Source organism: Streptomyces sp. NPDC049954 (genome assembly GCF_040656295.1).
Classification (GTDB): domain Bacteria; phylum Actinomycetota; class Actinomycetes; order Streptomycetales; family Streptomycetaceae; genus Streptomyces.
Map to the genome: position 1 here is coordinate 133,653 of NZ_JBFALS010000005.1, position 15,620 is coordinate 149,272.

The window sequence follows — 15,620 nt, forward strand, 5'->3', positions numbered from 1 at the left end:
CTCAGGACTCCTGGGAGAGGGAGACGAGCACGTCGTCCCCTTCGATCTTTACGGGGTATACGGGAACGGGGCGCGTCGCGGGCAGCCCGGAGGGCTTGCCGGTGCGCAGGTCGAAGCTGGAGCCGTGCAGCCAGCACTCGATCCGGCAGTCCTCCACCTCGCCCTCGGAGAGCGAGACGTTGGCGTGCGAGCAGATGTCGTTGATCGCGAACACCTCGCCCTCGGTGCGCACCACGGCGACCGGCGTACCGTCCAGTTCCACCCGCTTGGGGGTGTCCTCGGTCAGCTCGTCGGCGCCGCAGGCGCGCTGGAAGTGGGCAGTCATCCGACCGACGCCTCCAGCTCCTCCTCGATCTTGGTGAGCAGGCGTTCCTCGACGTCGGGCAGCCCGATCTGCTGGACCAGCTCGGCGAAGAAGCCGCGCACCACGAGGCGGCGGGCGTCGTCCTCGGGGACCCCCCGGGACATCAGGTAGAACAGCTGCTCGTCGTCGAAGCGGCCGGTGGTGGAGGCGTGACCGGCGCCGGCGATCTCGCCGGTCTCGATCTCCAGGTTCGGCACCGAGTCGACCCGGGCCCCGTCGGTGAGGACGAGGTTGCGGTTCATCTCGTAGGTGTCGGTGCCCTCGGCGGCGGCCTCGATGAGGACGTCCCCGATCCACACGGCGTGCGCGTCCTGGCCCTGCAGCGCGCCCTTGTAGCTCACGTTGGACGTGCAGTGCGGGGCGTTGTGGTCGACGAAGAGGCGGTGCTCCTGGTGCTGGCCCTTGTCGGTGAAGTACAGGCCGAGAAGCTGGGCCTCGCCACCGGTGCTCCCGTAGCTCACGCGCGGGGAGAGGCGGACGAGGTCGCCGCCGAAGGTGACGACCACGGACTTGAAGGAGGCGTCGCGGCCGAGCAGCGCGTTGTGCTGCCCGACGTGCACGGCGCCGTCCGCCCAGTCCTGCACGGAGACGACGGTGAGCTTGGCCCCGTCACCGACGAGGAAGTCGACGTTGGCGGCGAGCACCGCGTCACCGGTGTGGTCGATGACGACGACGGCCTCGGCGAAGGCGCCCAGTTCGACCACCTGGTGGGCGTAGGCGGTGCCGCCGTGGCCCTCGACGGTGATGCGGACGGGCTCGGTGAGCACCGTCTCCTTCGGGACGGTGATGACCGAGGCCTTCTCGAAGGAGCTGTAGGCCTGGGCCGCGACCCGGTCCACCGGGGTGCCGGCCCTGCCGACGCGCGGGTCCTCGCGGTCCACGGTCTCCTGGGTGACGCCGGCGGGGGCGTTCACCTCGACCTGGATGCGGCCGTCGGCGACGGCGGTGCCGTCGTGCAGCCCGCGCAGCCGCTCCAGCGGCGTGAACCGCCACTCCTCCTCGCGGCCGTGCGGCACGGGGAAGTCGGCGACGTCGTAGGACGGCGGCGCGCTCATCCTGGAGACGACGGTGGACTCGGCCGCCACCGCGATCTGGCCGGCGGTGGTGGAACCCGCGGCAATACTCTGAGCCTCAGCCATGGCTGTTCTGGTGCTCTCTTTCCTACGTCAATGGGTCGGTCGGTGTTGCGCGAGGCCGGGCGGTCAGCCGACGGCGCCTTCCATCTGGAGCTCGATCAGCCGGTTCAGTTCGAGCGCGTACTCCATGGGCAGCTCCTTGGCGATGGGCTCGACGAAGCCGCGCACGATCATCGCCATGGCCTCGAACTCGGTCAGTCCGCGGCTCATGAGGTAGAAGAGCTGGTCGTCGGAGACCTTGGAGACGGTCGCCTCGTGGCCCATCGACACGTCGTCCTCGCGGACGTCCACGTAGGGGTAGGTGTCCGAGCGGGAGATCGTGTCCACGAGCAGCGCGTCGCACAGCACGTTCGACTTGGAGCCGTGGGCGCCCTCGCCGATCTCGACCAGACCGCGGTACGAGGTGCGGCCGCCGCCGCGGGCCACCGACTTCGACACGATGTTGGAGGAGGTGTTCGGCGCCATGTGGACCATCTTCGAGCCCGCGTCCTGGTGCTGGCCCTCGCCCGCGAAGGCGATGGACAGCGTCTCGCCCTTGGCGTGCTCGCCCATCAGGTAGACGGCCGGGTACTTCATGGTGACCTTGGAGCCGATGTTGCCGTCGACCCACTCCATGGTCGCGCCCTCGTAGGCCACGGCGCGCTTGGTGACCAGGTTGTAGACGTTGTTCGACCAGTTCTGGATCGTCGTGTAGCGGCAGCGGGCGCCCTTCTTCACGATGATCTCGACCACGGCCGAGTGCAGGGAGTCCGACTTGTAGATCGGCGCCGTGCAGCCCTCGACGTAGTGGACGTAGGCGTCCTCGTCGACGATGATCAGCGTCCGCTCGAACTGGCCCATGTTCTCGGTGTTGATGCGGAAGTACGCCTGGAGCGGGATCTCCACGTGCACGCCCTTCGGCACGTAGATGAAGGAACCGCCCGACCACACCGCGGAGTTCAGCGAGGCGAACTTGTTGTCGCCGACCGGGATGACGGTGCCGAAGTACTCCTTGAACAGGTCCGGGTGCTCGCGCAGCGCGGTGTCCGTGTCCAGGAAGATGACGCCCTGCTCCTCCAGGTCCTCGCGGATCTGGTGGTAGACGACCTCGGACTCGTACTGCGCGGCGACACCGGCGACCAGGCGCTGCTTCTCCGCCTCCGGGATGCCGAGCTTGTCGTACGTGTTCTTGATGTCCTCGGGCAGGTCCTCCCAGGACTCCGCCTGCTTCTCCGTGGAGCGCACGAAGTACTTGATGTTGTCGAAGTCGATGCCCGAGAGGTCCGAGCCCCAGTTCGGCATGGGCTTCTTCTCGAAGAGCTTGAGGCCCTTGAGGCGGAGCTTGGTCATCCACTCCGGCTCGTTCTTCTTGGCGGAGATGTCCCGGACGACGTCCTCGTTGATGCCGCGCTTCGCAGAGGCGCCGGCCACGTCGGAGTCGGCCCAGCCGTATTCGTACGTACCCAGACCCTCGAGTTCGGGGTGGGCAGTCTCCGTGGGGAGAGTCATGCGGGGTTCCTCCCGGCCGTGCTTGCTGATGTGTGGGTGGTCTTCTCGGTGGACGGTGGCGCGTCCTCGCCCTCGGAGGGCGGCGGTGCGCCGCCCCGGGGGATGAAGGTCGTGCACACGCCGTCACCGTGGGCGATGGTGGCCAGTCGCTGCACGTGGGTGCCGAGCAGCTGGGAGAAGAACTCCGTCTCCGCCTCGCACAGCTGCGGGAACTGTTCGGCCACGTGGGCCACCGGGCAGTGGTGCTGGCAGAGCTGTTCGCCCTGCTGCCGGCCGGGCGCGCTGCGCGCTGTGGCAGCGTACCCGTCCGCGGTCAGCGCCCGGGCCAGGGCCTGGGCGCGTTCGGCGGGCTCGGCGCTCTCGACCGCCGCGCGGTAGCCCGCGCCGCTCTGCTCGATCCGGGAGCGGGCGAAGGCGGCGACGGCCGCCTCCCCGCCCGCGTACTGCGCGATCCAGCGCAGCGCGTCGGTGGCGAGCTTGTCGTAGGACTGGTCGAAGGCGTCGCGTCCGCAGTCGGTCAGCGCGAAGACCTTGGCCGGCCTGCCGCGGGTGCGGGCCCCGTAGACCCGCTGCTCGCGGGCCTCCACGACCGCGTCGGCGACGAGCGCGTCGAGGTGACGGCGTACGGCCGCCTGGGTCAGTCCGAGGCGGCGGGCCAGCTCGGCCACGGTCGAGGGGCCGTGGTCCAGGATGGAGCGCGCGACCCGGTTGCGCGTCGAGCGCTCACCGGTCGCGGCTTCCTCCTGCGGAGCCTCGCCCAGGTATTTCACAACGCCATTGTTGCGTAATTCCTCCGGCCATGACAACCACGGTCCGGAACGATCAGCCGTGCAATCCATCACTTAGGGTTACCTAATCAGCTCTCCTGCGGGGCCGCGCGCAGGCCGAGGGCCCGCCCCGGCGGGGTGCCGGGACGGGCCCTCGGGAGCGTGGCCGGATCAGGCCAGATCGGGCCGCTGGGTCACCCGGACCGAGTTGACCAGGGTCTCGCCGGTGATCGCGGACAGGCCCACGTCCAGCCGGCCGTCGCTCACCTTGACCGTGAAGGTCCTGGTCAGGGCCGTGCGGACGCCGCCCGACTCCAGCCGGATGTCGATGTCGGACACCTTCTCGACGCCCTCCGCCGTCACGTCGAAGACCCGCTGGCCGGGTTTCTTCGCGGCGGGTTCGGCGAAGCCCAGCTCTACCTGGTAGGTGCCGTCGGGGACGGCGTCGAAGCGGTACCCGCTCGCGCCCTCGCGCCCCGAGCGCAGCAACTGCTGCTCCCGGGAGTCGGCGGCCCCCGCGATGGTGTTGCGGGTGTAGGTCGTGGTGGTGTCCCGGCCTACGTAGCCGTAGGAGCCGTCCGCGTACGCGAGGTCCGGCGACCAGGTGTCGCCCGCCGTGTCGACGGACGCGGTGTCGGCTCCGACGTCGATCCCCGCCCGGTAGGCGGGCACGATCACCTTCAGGGGCAGCGAGACCGTCGGCGTACGGCCGCTCTCCGAGGTGACCTGGAGGGCGCCGGTGAGCACCGTGCCCGGTCTGGCCGTCGTGGTGTCGAAGGTCAGTGTGATCTTCCGCTGGGCGCCCGTGGCGAGACTGCCCGAGGCCGAGGCCACCTTCAGCCAGTCCGCGCCGTTCTTCTCGGCGACCGAGTAGGCGGCCGGCGCGCCGCTGTTGGTGAGGGTCAGGGTGCGTGCGCGCTGCTCCCCCACCGTCATGATCAGCGCCTGGTCCGCGTCGGACGCGGCCGACACCGCGCCGGTGCGCAGCGCCGTCCGGGTGCCCACGGCGGAGAGGCTCTCCAGAGTGACCGTGCTGCCGGCGGCCGTGTAGTGCGGCGCCGTGACCGCGATCCGGTGGCTCGCCGCGGTGGTGGCGGGGATCTGCGTGAGATACGAGCCGTCGGCGCCGGAGGTGACGGTGGCGAGCGTCGTACCGCCACGGGTGACCGCGACGTTCGCTCCGGCGACCGGCTCGGCGTCGTTCGCGTCGGTCACCGTGCCGGAGACGACGGCGTGCCCCTCGGGCCGGAACCTGATCGCCATGCCCTCGCGCAGCGACTGCTCGTCGCGGGAGTACTGGAACCCGTCGGTGCCCTCGTGGTTCTCGGCGCCGATCGTGGCGCCGCTCCCCCGCTCGTAGGCGCCGTCGCCGATGCCCTGGTAGTGGAAGGTGTATGTTCCGTCCTCGCTGATCGTGACGGCGAAGCCGACGCGCTGCGAGGTGTCCCTGGCCAGCGGCATGTCGCGCCACTCGACGACGTACTCGCGGTGCGGCGCGGTGCCCCGCACGGCCGTGTAGACGCCGGAGGCGGCGTCCGTCGTGAGCTGGTCCCAGAACGGGGACAGGGCTCCGTTGGCCCCCGAGGTGCTGGGCAGGCCGCCGTTGTCCCCCATGTTCAGGTAGCCGAAGACCAGCTGCCCGTCGCGGGTCACCCAGCCCTTGTCGTAGGTGTGCCCGTACAGGGCGACCGGGAAGGGGAGGGTGACGGCGGCGTAGGAGCCGGTCGGCGGGTTGAGGGGGAGCTTGTCCCGGCCGGCCGGGTAGGCCTCGTCGGTCTGGCGGCAGGTGGTGCCGAAGGCGTCGCTGCGGGAGGCGAGCGCGACGTTCCTGGTGTTGGCGCCCTTGGCCACGACGACGGCGACGCCGACGGCGGCCGCGCAGTGGTTGAGCGGGGTCACGCCGAACTGGTAGCTGCCGACGGGCACGGTGAGCGTGTACCTGCCGTCGGCGCCGGTCTCGACGCGGACCGGGGTGCCCTGCACCTTGACCGTCACCTCGGCCTCGGCTCCGGACGCGCTGCTCACGAGGCCGGTGACGGTGCCGGTGGGGGCGGTGGCGAGGGCCGCGTCGAGGGTGGCCGTCGCGTCCTCGGCGACGGTGGCCTCCGCCTCCTGCGTGACGTAGCCGAACTTGCTCACGGCCACCCGGTAGTCGCCGGCGACCAGACGCGGGAACCGGTAGGTGCCGTCCGCCTTCGTGTGGACCAGCGCGTGCATGGGGCCGTCGACGTCCACCTGGATCTCGGCCGCCGGGTCGCCGTCCGCGGTGACGGTGCCGGTGAGGGCGCCGACGTTCCGGCGCGGGGCGGCGGAGACCGCGGCGTAGGCGTCGAGCCGGCCCTCGCCGTAGATGTTGTTGAAGTCCGCGGTGCCTCCGCAGGACGTCGCGTCCACGTCGGTCGCGGAGTCGTTCAGGAGCGCCTCGGTCGCCGTGACGTCACCGCGCAGCGAGGGGGCCGCCGACCAGACGAGGGCCACGGTGGCCGCGGTGTGCGGTGAGGCCATCGACGTACCGGACTTGGCGACGTAGCCGCCGCCGGGGGCCGCCGAGCGGATGTTCACGCCGGGTGCGGCGATGTTCGGCTTGACGGTGCCGTCGACGCCGGGGCCGCGCGAGGAGAAGTCCGCGATCCTGCCGCTGCTGTCGAAGGCGCCGGAGGAGTACGTGTTGGTGTACGCGCCCGGGGAGCCGGCGGTGTCGCACGAGGGGCCGGTGTTGCCGTTGGAGAACGCGGGGAAGATTCCGGCGTCGCGCCAGGCCTGGACCATGGCCTGGTACCAGGTGTCGAGGGTGTCGGCGCCCCAGGAGTTGTTGATGATGTCGGGGGCGAGGTCCGGGCGCGGGTTCTCGCCGTCGGCGTCCGTGGGGGCGAGCATCCACTGACCGGCCGCGAGCAGCGCCGACTGGGGGCAGTCCACGGCCCCGCAGCCCTTGGCCGCGATCCAGGAGGCTCCGGGGGCGACACCGATGGCGTTGCCGCTGCCGTCGTCGCCGACCATGGTCCCCGTGGTGTGGGTTCCGTGGCCGTTGTCGTCGCAGGGGGCGCTGCCGGAGCAGCTGCCGACGGCGTCGAACCAGTTGTACGCGTGGTCGTAGGACCCGTCGGCCTTCAGGCCGCGATAGGCCGCCGCGAGCGCGGGATGCCGGTAGTCGACGCCGGTGTCGATGCTGCCGATGACGACGCCCTCACCGCGTACGCCGAACTCGTCCCAGACCTTGGGCGCGTTGATCCGGTCGATGTTCCACTCGACGCCGTCGACGCCGGGTTCCGTCGTGGCCTTGAGCGGCGCGGGGAGCCTGACCGGCTCGTCGGCCCGGATCGAGGCGACTTCGGGGCGGGCGGCGATCTTCTCGGCCAGGGCCTTGTCGCCGGTGACCTCGATGGTGTTGCTGATCCAGAACGGGGTGTAGCGCGCGCCCGCGTCCTTCAGCAGCGCCCGCAGCGCCTTCTGGCTCCGGTCCGCGTGCGCGGTCTTGGCCTTGACGACCGCGCGGTCCTTGTCGGTCTTCCGCTTCGTCCTGCGGGCCGCCGAGGTGTCGGCCTCCGAGTCCAGCTGGACCCAGAAAGAGGCCCGCTCCCGTCGGCCGAGGTCCTTGAGTACCCGGCCTTCGGCCTTCTGGAGCAGGGCGGTGGGTCGCGGTGCCGGGTCGGCGGCCGTCGCGGGCGGCGCGCCCAGGAAGGGCGCTCCCACGGCCGTGGCCAGCGCGGCGGCGAACAGTCCTCGCCACCCGGGTCTGTGTCGGTTCACGTCGAACTCCTCCTCCGGCCGGGCGGCGGCAGGCGCCGCCGCCCGGGTACACACGTGGTGCGGGACGATGACGGGGTGTCAGCCGGCCGGGGCGAGGTCCGGGCGCTGGGTGATCCGTACGGCGTTGACCAGGGTCGGCGAGGCGGCCACGGGGACCAGGCGCAGGTTCAGCTGCCCGTCCGTGACGGTGACCGTGAGGGTCCTGGTCAGCGCGCGGTAGCTGCCGCCGGTCTCCTTGACGACGTCGAGGTCGGGCAGTTGGAGGGCGCCCTCCGCCAGGACGTCCATGACGCGGCTGCCCGCGCCGCCCTTGCCGAGTTCGGCGAAGCCGAGGTCGATCCGGTAGACGCCGTCGGGCACGTGGTCGAAGCGGTACTCGACGGCGCCCTCGCGGGCGGTGCGCAGCAGCTTCTGCTCGGCGGTGTCCTCGATGGCGTTGGTGGTGCTCACCTTCGTGGAGGTGCCGAGGAAGCCGTACGAGCCGGCCGTGTACTTCTGGTCCGGGCCCCAGGTGTCGCCGTCGTGGTCGGTGTACGCCTTGCCCGCGCCCGCGTCGAGCGCCGCCTGGTAGGCGGGCACGACCACGGTCACCGGCACCCTGGTCTGCGGTGCGCGGCCGCTGTCGGAGGCGATGACGACGGTGCCCTTCAGGACGGTGCCGGGGGTGACCCCGCCGGTGTCGAAGGTCAGGACCGCCTGCCGCTCCTTGCCCGTGGCGAGTCGTCCGGTGGCGGGGGCGGCGGCGAACCACGCCGCTCCGTCCGCCTCTTCGACCGTGTAGTCGGCGGCGGAGCCGGAGTTGGCCAGGGTGAGGGTGCGCTGCCGGGTCTGGCCCGCGGGGACGACGAGGGTCATCGCGGTCTTCGGGGTGACGGTGACCAGGCCGGTGGGCAGCGCGGTGCCGGCGCGTTCGGTGGCGTGGGCGGCGAGGGAGACGGTGCGGGTGACGGCCGTGTAGTGGGCGGCGGACACGGCGACCTCGTAGTCGGCCTTGTCGGTCGCCGGGACCTGCACGAGGTAGGCGCCGTCGCTCGCGGTGGTGGTGGCGGCGACCTGTTCGCCCGCGCGGGTCACGGTGACGGCGGCGCCGCCGAGCGCCTTCGCGTCGTTGGCGTCGGTCACGGTGCCGGTGAGCGCGGCGCTGCGGTCGGGGCGGAAGGAGATGGCCAGGCCGTCGGTGACGGCGTCCTCGTTGTACGCGTACTGCAGGGCGTCGGTCCCGTCCGCGTTCTCGGCGCCGATGGTGGCGCCGCTGCCGCGTGCCGCCGCGCCGCCGGTGGGGTTCTTGTAGTGGAAGGAGTACGTGCCGTCCTCGCCGATCACCACGGAGAAGCTGAGCTTCTGCGTGCGGTCGCTGCTCGGCACCGCGTTCCGCCACTCCACGACGACCTCGCGGTGCGGGGCGGTGCCCCGGGCCGCCCAGTACAGGGCCCCGTTGTCACTGGCGAGCTGGAGGTTGTCCCAGAAGGGGTAGAGCGAGCCGTTGGGCAGGCCGGCGTAGGGCAGGTCCCGGTTCGCGGAGAGATTGACGGACTGCTCGAAGGAGAGGTAGCCCTCGACGTTCGCGGAGGCGGTGCGGTAGGTCTTGCCGTAGAGCGCCACCGGGAACGGGAACGTGATGCCGGCCGCGCCGTCGTACGGGCTGCTCGTGTCGAGCTTGGTCGTGCCGGCCGGGAAGTCCGTGTCCTCGGTGACCTGGCAGGTGGTGCCGAACGCGTCGCTGCGGCTGGGCAGCAGGAGGTCCTTGGTGTGGGTGCCCTCCGCGGCCTCGACGGCGAAGGCGCCGACGGCGACGCAGCGGGAGGCCGGGGTGATCTTCACCTGGTAGCTGCCCGCGGGAAGTTCGAGCGAGTAGCCGCCGTCCTGAGAGGTGGTGGCGGTGACCGGGGCCCCGGCCACCTCGATCCTCGCCCCGGCCTCGGGCCCGCCCTGGGAGCGCACCGTCCCGGTGAGGGTGGCGCGCGGTGCCACGGTGAGCGAGGCGTCGCGGGTCGTGGTGGCGCCCTCGGTGACGGTGGCGGTGGAGGTGGAGGTCACGTATCCGTACTTGGCGACCTTGACGGTGTAGTCGCCGGTCATCACCTTCGGCAGCGTGTACGTGCCGTCCTCGCCGGTGGTGGCGGTGGCGTACATCGGCCCGTCGAGTTCGACGGTGGCGCCGGCGAGCGGGGCCGGGCCGCTGGTGACGGTGCCGCTCACCGCGCCGAGGGGGCCGCGCGGTGTGGCGCCGACCGCGGCGTACGCGTCGAGCCGGCCCTCGCCGTAGACGTTGTTGTCGCCCGCGGTGCCGCCGCAGGTGGTGTCGTCGACGTCGGTCGCGCTCTGGTCGAGGAGGCGTTCGGTGGCGGCGATGTCACCGCGGATCGCCGGGGAGACCGACCACATCAGCGCGACCGTGGCCGCGGTGTGCGGTGAGGCCATCGACGTACCGGACTCGACGGCGTAGCCGCCGCCGGGCGCGGCGGAGCGGATGTCCACACCGGGCGCGGCGATGTCCGGTTTGATCGCGCCGCCCTCGCCGGAGCCGCGCGAGGAGAACGCGGCGATCTTGCCGTCGACGCCGAAGGCGCCGGAGGCGTAGGTGTTGGTGTACGCGCCGGGCGATCCGGCGGTCGCGCAGTTCGGGCCCGCGTTGCCGTTGGAGAAGGCCGGGAAGATCCCCGCGTCCACCCAGGCCTGGACCATCGCCTTGTACCAGGTGTCCATGAGGTCGCCGCCCCACGAGTTGTTCACCACGTCGGGAGCGAGGTCGGGGCGCGGGTGCTGCCCGATCGCGTCGGTCGGCGCGAGGATCCACTGGCCGGCCGAGAGCAGCGCGTCCTGCGGACAGCCGGTCGTCGTGCATCCCTTGGCGGCGATCCACTGGGCGCCGGGGGCGACCCCGATCGCGTTGCCCTCGCTGTCGTCCCCGACCATCGTGCCCATCGTGTGGGTGCCGTGCCCGTAGTCGTCGCAGGGCGCCTTGTCCGGGCAACTGGCCGTCGCGTCGAACCAGTTGTAGGCGTGGTCGTAGGACCCGTCGGCCTTCAGCCCGCGGTAGCGGCTCATCAGCGCGGGGTGCCGGTAGTCGACGCCGGTGTCGATGCTGGCGACCACGACGCCTTCGCCGCGCGTCCCCACCTTGTCCCAGACCTCTGGCGCGTGGATCGCGTCGACGTTCCACTCGGTGCCCTCGGCCTTGGGCTGGGCCTTGCCCTTCCTGGTGTCGGGGGGTGCGAGCACGGTGTCGGCCTCGATCGCGGCGACCTCGGGGCGGGCGGCGATCTTCTCGGCCAGGGCCTTGTCGCCGGTCACCTTGACGGTGTTGGTGATCCAGTAGGGGGTGTAGCGCGCGCCCGCCTTCTTCAGCAGCGCCCGCAGCGCCTTCTGGCTCCGGTCCGCGTGGGCCGTCTTGGCCTCGATGACAGCGCGGTCCTTGTCCGTCTTCTTCTTCGTCCTGCGGGCCGCCGAGGTGTCGGCCTCCGAGTCGAGCCGCACCCAGAAGGTCGTGGTGTCGTGGGTGCCGAGCTGCCGCAGGACGCCGGCCCGCGCCTTGTCCTGGAGCACACGCGCCGCCGAGGGCGGGGCGGTGCCCGCGGTGGCGGGGACCGTGGCGAGCAGTGGTGTTCCCAGCGCCGCGGCGAGCGCGGCGGCCAGCAGTCTTCGTCTGCGCGGGAAGTGGTACCTCACCTGCGAACCTCCTTGAGGCAGGGCGGTGCTCTCCGCCGTGCCTGTGTGGGGCCGACCGGCCTGTACGGGATGGCGTCAGGCGGTCGGATCGGGCCGGTGGGCGGGGCGCACCGTGACGAGGGCTTCGGCACGCGACGACCGCGCGCCCGGGCTCGGGGCCTACCGGGTCCCGCGGCCCGGTGCCCGGTGCGGGCGGGGCCTGCGGGCCGCGGCCGGCGCCGGGAGCGGGAACCGTCGGGAACGGGGCACGCGGAACTCCTTGTCACCACCGGGGACATGCGAAGAGCTGCCTGGATCCTGGCGTACGCGAGGACACCGCAACAAGGAGTTCCGGTGGCGAGTGTGCGACAGCCGCGCGGCTGTCGTGGACTTGCCACACCACGCCCCGGCACGCCCAACAGGGCTCATTCCAGGACCAGTTGCCGTGACCTGCTAGACCCAGTTGTTCCGCATCGCGTACCAGCCCAGCTGCAGCCGCGAGGTCACCGAGGCGGCGTCCATGAGCGCGCGCAGCCGCCGCTGCACGGTGCGCGGGGAGGTGCCGATCTGCTTCGCCGTCGCCGAGTCGGTCAGGCCCGACAGCATCAGCTGGAGGATCCGCCGGTCGTCGGGGCTCAGATCGCCGCCCTCGCGCAGGAACGGGCGGGAGTGCCGCCACGCCATCGCGAACAGCTCGACCGCGAGCAGTACCAGCGGCGGCCGCAGCAGCACCGAGCGCTCGGGGCTCACCTGGACCATCGCCAGTTCCCCGTCCGCCACGGCGAGCTTGATCAGCGGGCTGTCCACCACCCGCACCTGCTCCCCCGCGCGCACCCGCTCGTCCAGCGCGAGCAGCGCCGCCGGCTCGGCGAGGAAGTCACGGTCGACCAGGATCCGGTAGCCGGCCTCCGGGCCGCCTTCGGTGGGCGTCCGCACGACCTTGCCGCCCCGGTCCGGTGGCGCACCGGTGGCCTTCAGGGTGGCCGCCACCGGCGTGACCGTGTTGAGGCCGGTCAGGAAGGCGTGGAAGGTCCGGCGCGCGCCCCGCTCCAGTTCCAGGACCCGGCGCCGCTGCGCCTCCCGCCCCTCGACGAGTTCCGCGCCGGCCTCCGCGGTCCGGCCGGCGTCCAGCAGCGAGACCGCGTCCGACTCGGCGCGGCGCAGCTCCTCGCCCAGCCGGCGGAAGACGTCGTGCAGCCGGTGCGGGGCGCCTGTGGCCTCCGGGCCCCCGGCCGCGGCGCCCCCGTCCTCGGCGGGGGCCGCCGCCCCCTCCTCGGCGGGCGTCACCGGCGTCCGCCCGGCGACAGTCCGCGGTGGGCCACGATCAGCATGCGCGCCAGTCTCCCCCACCGCGGGGGCCGTGTCAGGGGCGTCCGCGGCCCGATACGGGCCCGACACACCACCGATACGCCTTCGCGCGCCCCGAGGGGGAGCCGCCCGCCCGGCTCGTCCCTCTCTTTGTCCCTCCCTGCCGGTCGGGGTCCGCCCGGCGGTCCCTAGACTTGGCCACCATGACAAGCGAGCCCGTCGTCCACCTCACCTCCCTGGTGAAGCGGTACGGACACAAGACCGCGGTCGCCGGCCTCGACCTCACGGCAGCCCCCGGCATCACGGCCGTCCTCGGCCCCAACGGCGCCGGCAAGACCACCACGATCGAGATCTGCGAGGGGTACCGCAGGCCGGACTCCGGCAGCGCCCGCGTCCTCGGCCTCGACCCGGTGACGCAGGCCGCGCGGCTGCGCCCCAGGATCGGCGTCATGCTCCAGTCCGGCGGGGTCTACTCCGGCGCCCGCGCCGAGGAGATGCTCCGCCACATGGCGAGACTGCACGCCCACCCGCTCGACGTCGACGCCCTCGTCGAGCGCCTGGGCCTCGGTTCCTGCGGCCGCACGACCTACCGGAGGCTGTCCGGCGGACAGCGGCAGCGGCTCGCGCTCGCGCTGGCCGTCGTGGGCCGGCCCGAGCTGGTCTTCCTCGACGAGCCGACCGCGGGACTCGACCCGCAGGCCCGCCGCGCCACCTGGGACCTGGTGCGCGATCTGCGCGCCGACGGGGTGAGCGTGATCCTCACGACCCACCACATGGACGAGGCGGAGCAGCTCGCCGACGACGTCGCGATCGTCGACGGCGGACGGGTCATCGCCCAGGGCGGCCCCGAGGAGCTGTGCCGGGGCGAGGCGCAGAACACCCTGCGCTTCAGCGGCCGCGCGGGGCTCGACGTGGGCTCCCTGCTCAAGGCGCTGCCCCCGGGCAGCGAGGCCGCCGAACTCGCGCCGGGAACGTACCGGGTCGGCGGGGACATCGACCCGCAGCTGCTGGCCACCGTCACCTCCTGGTGCGCCCAGCACGGAGTCATGCCGCAGAACATCGCCGTCGAACGGCACACCCTGGAGGACGTCTTCCTGGAGCTGACCGGTAAGGAGCTGCGCGGATGAGCGCCGGTACGTACACCCCGAGGCCAGGGGCCGCCCCGCTCGGCCGCATGATCACCGCGCAGGCCGCGCTGGAGACCCGGATGCTGCTGCGCAACGGCGAGCAGCTGCTGCTGACGGTGATCATCCCCTCGCTGCTGCTGGTCCTGTTCTCGACCGTCGACGTCGTGGACACCGGGGCCGGCGACTCCGTCGACTTCCTGGCCCCGGGCGTCCTCGCGCTCGCCGTGATGTCCACGGCCTTCACCGGTCAGGCCATCGCGACGGGCTTCGACCGCCGCTACGGGGTGCTCAAGCGGCTCGGCGCCTCCCCGCTGCCGCGCTGGGCGCTGATGACCGCGAAGACCCTGTCGGTCCTGGTGACCGAGGTGCTCCAGGTCGCCCTGCTGACCGTCATCGCTCTCGCCCTCGGCTGGTCCCCGCACGGCAACCCGGTGTGGGTCGTGCTGCTGCTCCTGCTGGGCACGGCGGCCTTCTCGGGGCTCGGGCTGCTCATGGCGGGGACGCTCAAGGCGGAGGCCACGCTGGCCGCCGCGAACCTCGTCTTCATCGTGCTGCTCGTGTGCGGCGGGGTGATCGTGCCGCTGGACAAGTTCCCGGACGCCGTCCGCGCCGTCCTCGAACTGCTCCCCGTCGCGGCGCTCTCGGACGGGCTGCGGGACGTGCTCCAGCACGGTGCCGGGGTGCCGGGGAAGGACCTCCTCGTCCTCGCGGTGTGGACGGTCCTCGGCCTCGGCGCGGCGGCCCGGTTCTTCCGCTGGGAATGACCCCTTCGGGCCCGGCCCGCCCCGGGCTCCACATCTCTGGCACTCCCCCTCCCTCCGACACCTCTGAGGACGTCGCGTGATCGTCGTAGGTCTCATGTCCGGTACGTCGGTGGACGGCCTCGACGTCGCCGCCGCCGAGCTGTCGCTGGACGCCGAGGGCACGCTCGCCCTGGTCCCGCTCGGCGCCCACGAGCACCCCTGGCCGGTACGGACCCGGGAGCGGCTGCTCGCGGTGCTGCCCCCGGCGCGGGTCTCGCTCGCCGAGGTGTGCGCGCTGGACACCCTGGTCGGGCAGGAGAGCGCGGCGGCGGTGCGCGAGGCGGTGGACCGCTACGCGGGCGGCCGGGCCGACCTCGTCGTCTCGCACGGCCAGACCGTCTTCCACTGGGTCGAGGAGGGACGGGCGCTCGGCACCCTCCAGCTCGGTCAGCCCGCGTGGATCGCCGAGGAGACGGGGCTGCCGGTCGTCTCCGACGTCCGGGCGCGGGACATCGCCGCCGGGGGTCAGGGCGCGCCGCTCGCGAGCACGCTCGACGCGCTGTGGCTCGCGGGTGAGCCGGGTACGCGCAGGGTCGCCCTCAACCTCGGCGGCATCGCCAACGTGACGGTCGTGGGCGCACCGGGCGAGCCCGTCACCGCCTTCGACACCGGCCCCGCCAACTGCCTGCTCGACGCGGCCGCGCACCGGCTTTCCGGCGGCCGTCTGGGCAGCGACCTGGACGGGCGGCTGGCGCGTGCGGGCACCGTCCGCGCAGACCTGCTGGAGCGGCTGCTCGCGGAGCCGTACTACCGGCTCGCCGCGCCCAAGTCGACGGGCCGGGAGCTGTTCACGACCGCGTACGTCCAGGAGCGGCTGGCCGGGCTGCCACCGGTGGCGGACGAGGACCTGATGGCGACGCTCACCGAGCTGACCGCCGTGACCGTCGCGGACGCGGTCCGGCCCTTCGCCCCCGTCGAGGTCGTCGTCTCGGGCGGCGGGGTGCGCAATCCGGCGCTGTTCGCGGCGCTGAGCGCCCGGCTCGCCCCGGCCGAGGTGGTCACGAGCGACGCGCGCGGACTGCCCGCCGGGGACAAGGAGGCGTACCTCATGGCCCTGCTCGGCTTCCTGAGCTGGCAGCAGGTTCCCGGGGTCGTCCCGGGCGCCACCGGCTCGGCGACGCCGCGCGTGCTGGGCCGCTTCAGCCCGGGCGCGGGCCCGTTGCGGCTCCCGGAGCCGGGCGCGGCGCCGCGCGTGCTGGAGATCCGCCGGGCGGGCTGAGCCCACCGGC

At 72.7% G+C, this 15,620-nt stretch carries 10 protein-coding genes; 3 read left to right on the forward strand and 7 right to left on the reverse strand.

Features of this window, described 5'->3' with window-relative positions:
• Position 1: 1 nt before the first annotated feature.
• From AB0J21_RS12580 to AB0J21_RS12610, 7 genes are all read right to left on the reverse strand, one after another.
• Entirely contained in the window at positions 2 to 325 is a 324-nt protein-coding gene (locus tag AB0J21_RS12580; protein ID WP_363145874.1) for a non-heme iron oxygenase ferredoxin subunit, read from the reverse strand.
• Positions 322 to 1,503 (reverse strand): Fe-S cluster assembly protein SufD, encoded by a 1,182-nt coding sequence (sufD, locus tag AB0J21_RS12585; RefSeq protein ID WP_363145875.1) that lies wholly within the window; start codon positions 1,501 to 1,503, stop codon positions 322 to 324. The genes AB0J21_RS12580 and sufD overlap by 4 nt, the downstream gene beginning before the upstream one ends.
• 63 nt (positions 1,504 to 1,566) lie before the next feature.
• Positions 1,567 to 2,988, reverse strand: a complete 1,422-nt coding sequence (gene sufB, locus AB0J21_RS12590) for a Fe-S cluster assembly protein SufB (RefSeq protein ID WP_363145876.1) — start codon at positions 2,986 to 2,988, stop codon at positions 1,567 to 1,569.
• Complete coding sequence (locus AB0J21_RS12595; protein ID WP_363145877.1) at positions 2,985 to 3,758, reverse strand: metalloregulator ArsR/SmtB family transcription factor; 774 nt, start codon at positions 3,756 to 3,758, stop codon at positions 2,985 to 2,987. The genes sufB and AB0J21_RS12595 overlap by 4 nt, the downstream gene beginning before the upstream one ends.
• 168 nt (positions 3,759 to 3,926) lie before the next feature.
• Positions 3,927 to 7,505 carry a S8 family serine peptidase gene (locus AB0J21_RS12600; RefSeq protein ID WP_363145878.1) on the reverse strand — a complete coding sequence of 1,193 codons (3,579 nt, stop codon included), beginning with the start codon at positions 7,503 to 7,505 and terminating at the stop codon, positions 3,927 to 3,929.
• 78 nt (positions 7,506 to 7,583) lie between these two features.
• The gene (locus AB0J21_RS12605) at positions 7,584 to 11,174 is read right to left on the reverse strand and encodes a S8 family serine peptidase (RefSeq protein WP_363145879.1); all 3,591 of its coding nucleotides are present in this window, start codon (positions 11,172 to 11,174) and stop codon (positions 7,584 to 7,586) included.
• A 432-nt stretch (positions 11,175 to 11,606) separates the two neighbouring features.
• The gene (locus AB0J21_RS12610; protein ID WP_363145880.1) at positions 11,607 to 12,440 is read right to left on the reverse strand and encodes a LuxR family transcriptional regulator; all 834 of its coding nucleotides are present in this window, start codon (positions 12,438 to 12,440) and stop codon (positions 11,607 to 11,609) included.
• Positions 12,441 to 12,664: 224 nt separating this feature from the next.
• Between AB0J21_RS12610 and AB0J21_RS12615 the strand changes: the two genes are divergently transcribed.
• The 3 genes from AB0J21_RS12615 (at position 12,665) to AB0J21_RS12625 (ending at position 15,610) form a co-directional block, all read left to right on the forward strand.
• Positions 12,665 to 13,588, forward strand: a complete 924-nt coding sequence (locus AB0J21_RS12615; RefSeq protein ID WP_363145881.1) for an ABC transporter ATP-binding protein — start codon at positions 12,665 to 12,667, stop codon at positions 13,586 to 13,588.
• Positions 13,585 to 14,352 carry an ABC transporter permease gene (locus AB0J21_RS12620; protein ID WP_363145882.1) on the forward strand — a complete coding sequence of 256 codons (768 nt, stop codon included), beginning with the start codon at positions 13,585 to 13,587 and terminating at the stop codon, positions 14,350 to 14,352. Before AB0J21_RS12615 ends, AB0J21_RS12620 begins: the two co-directional genes overlap by 4 nt.
• A 76-nt stretch (positions 14,353 to 14,428) precedes the next feature.
• Positions 14,429 to 15,610 carry an anhydro-N-acetylmuramic acid kinase gene (locus AB0J21_RS12625; RefSeq protein WP_363145883.1) on the forward strand — a complete coding sequence of 394 codons (1,182 nt, stop codon included), beginning with the start codon at positions 14,429 to 14,431 and terminating at the stop codon, positions 15,608 to 15,610.
• The last annotated feature ends 10 nt before the right edge of the window (positions 15,611 to 15,620 follow it).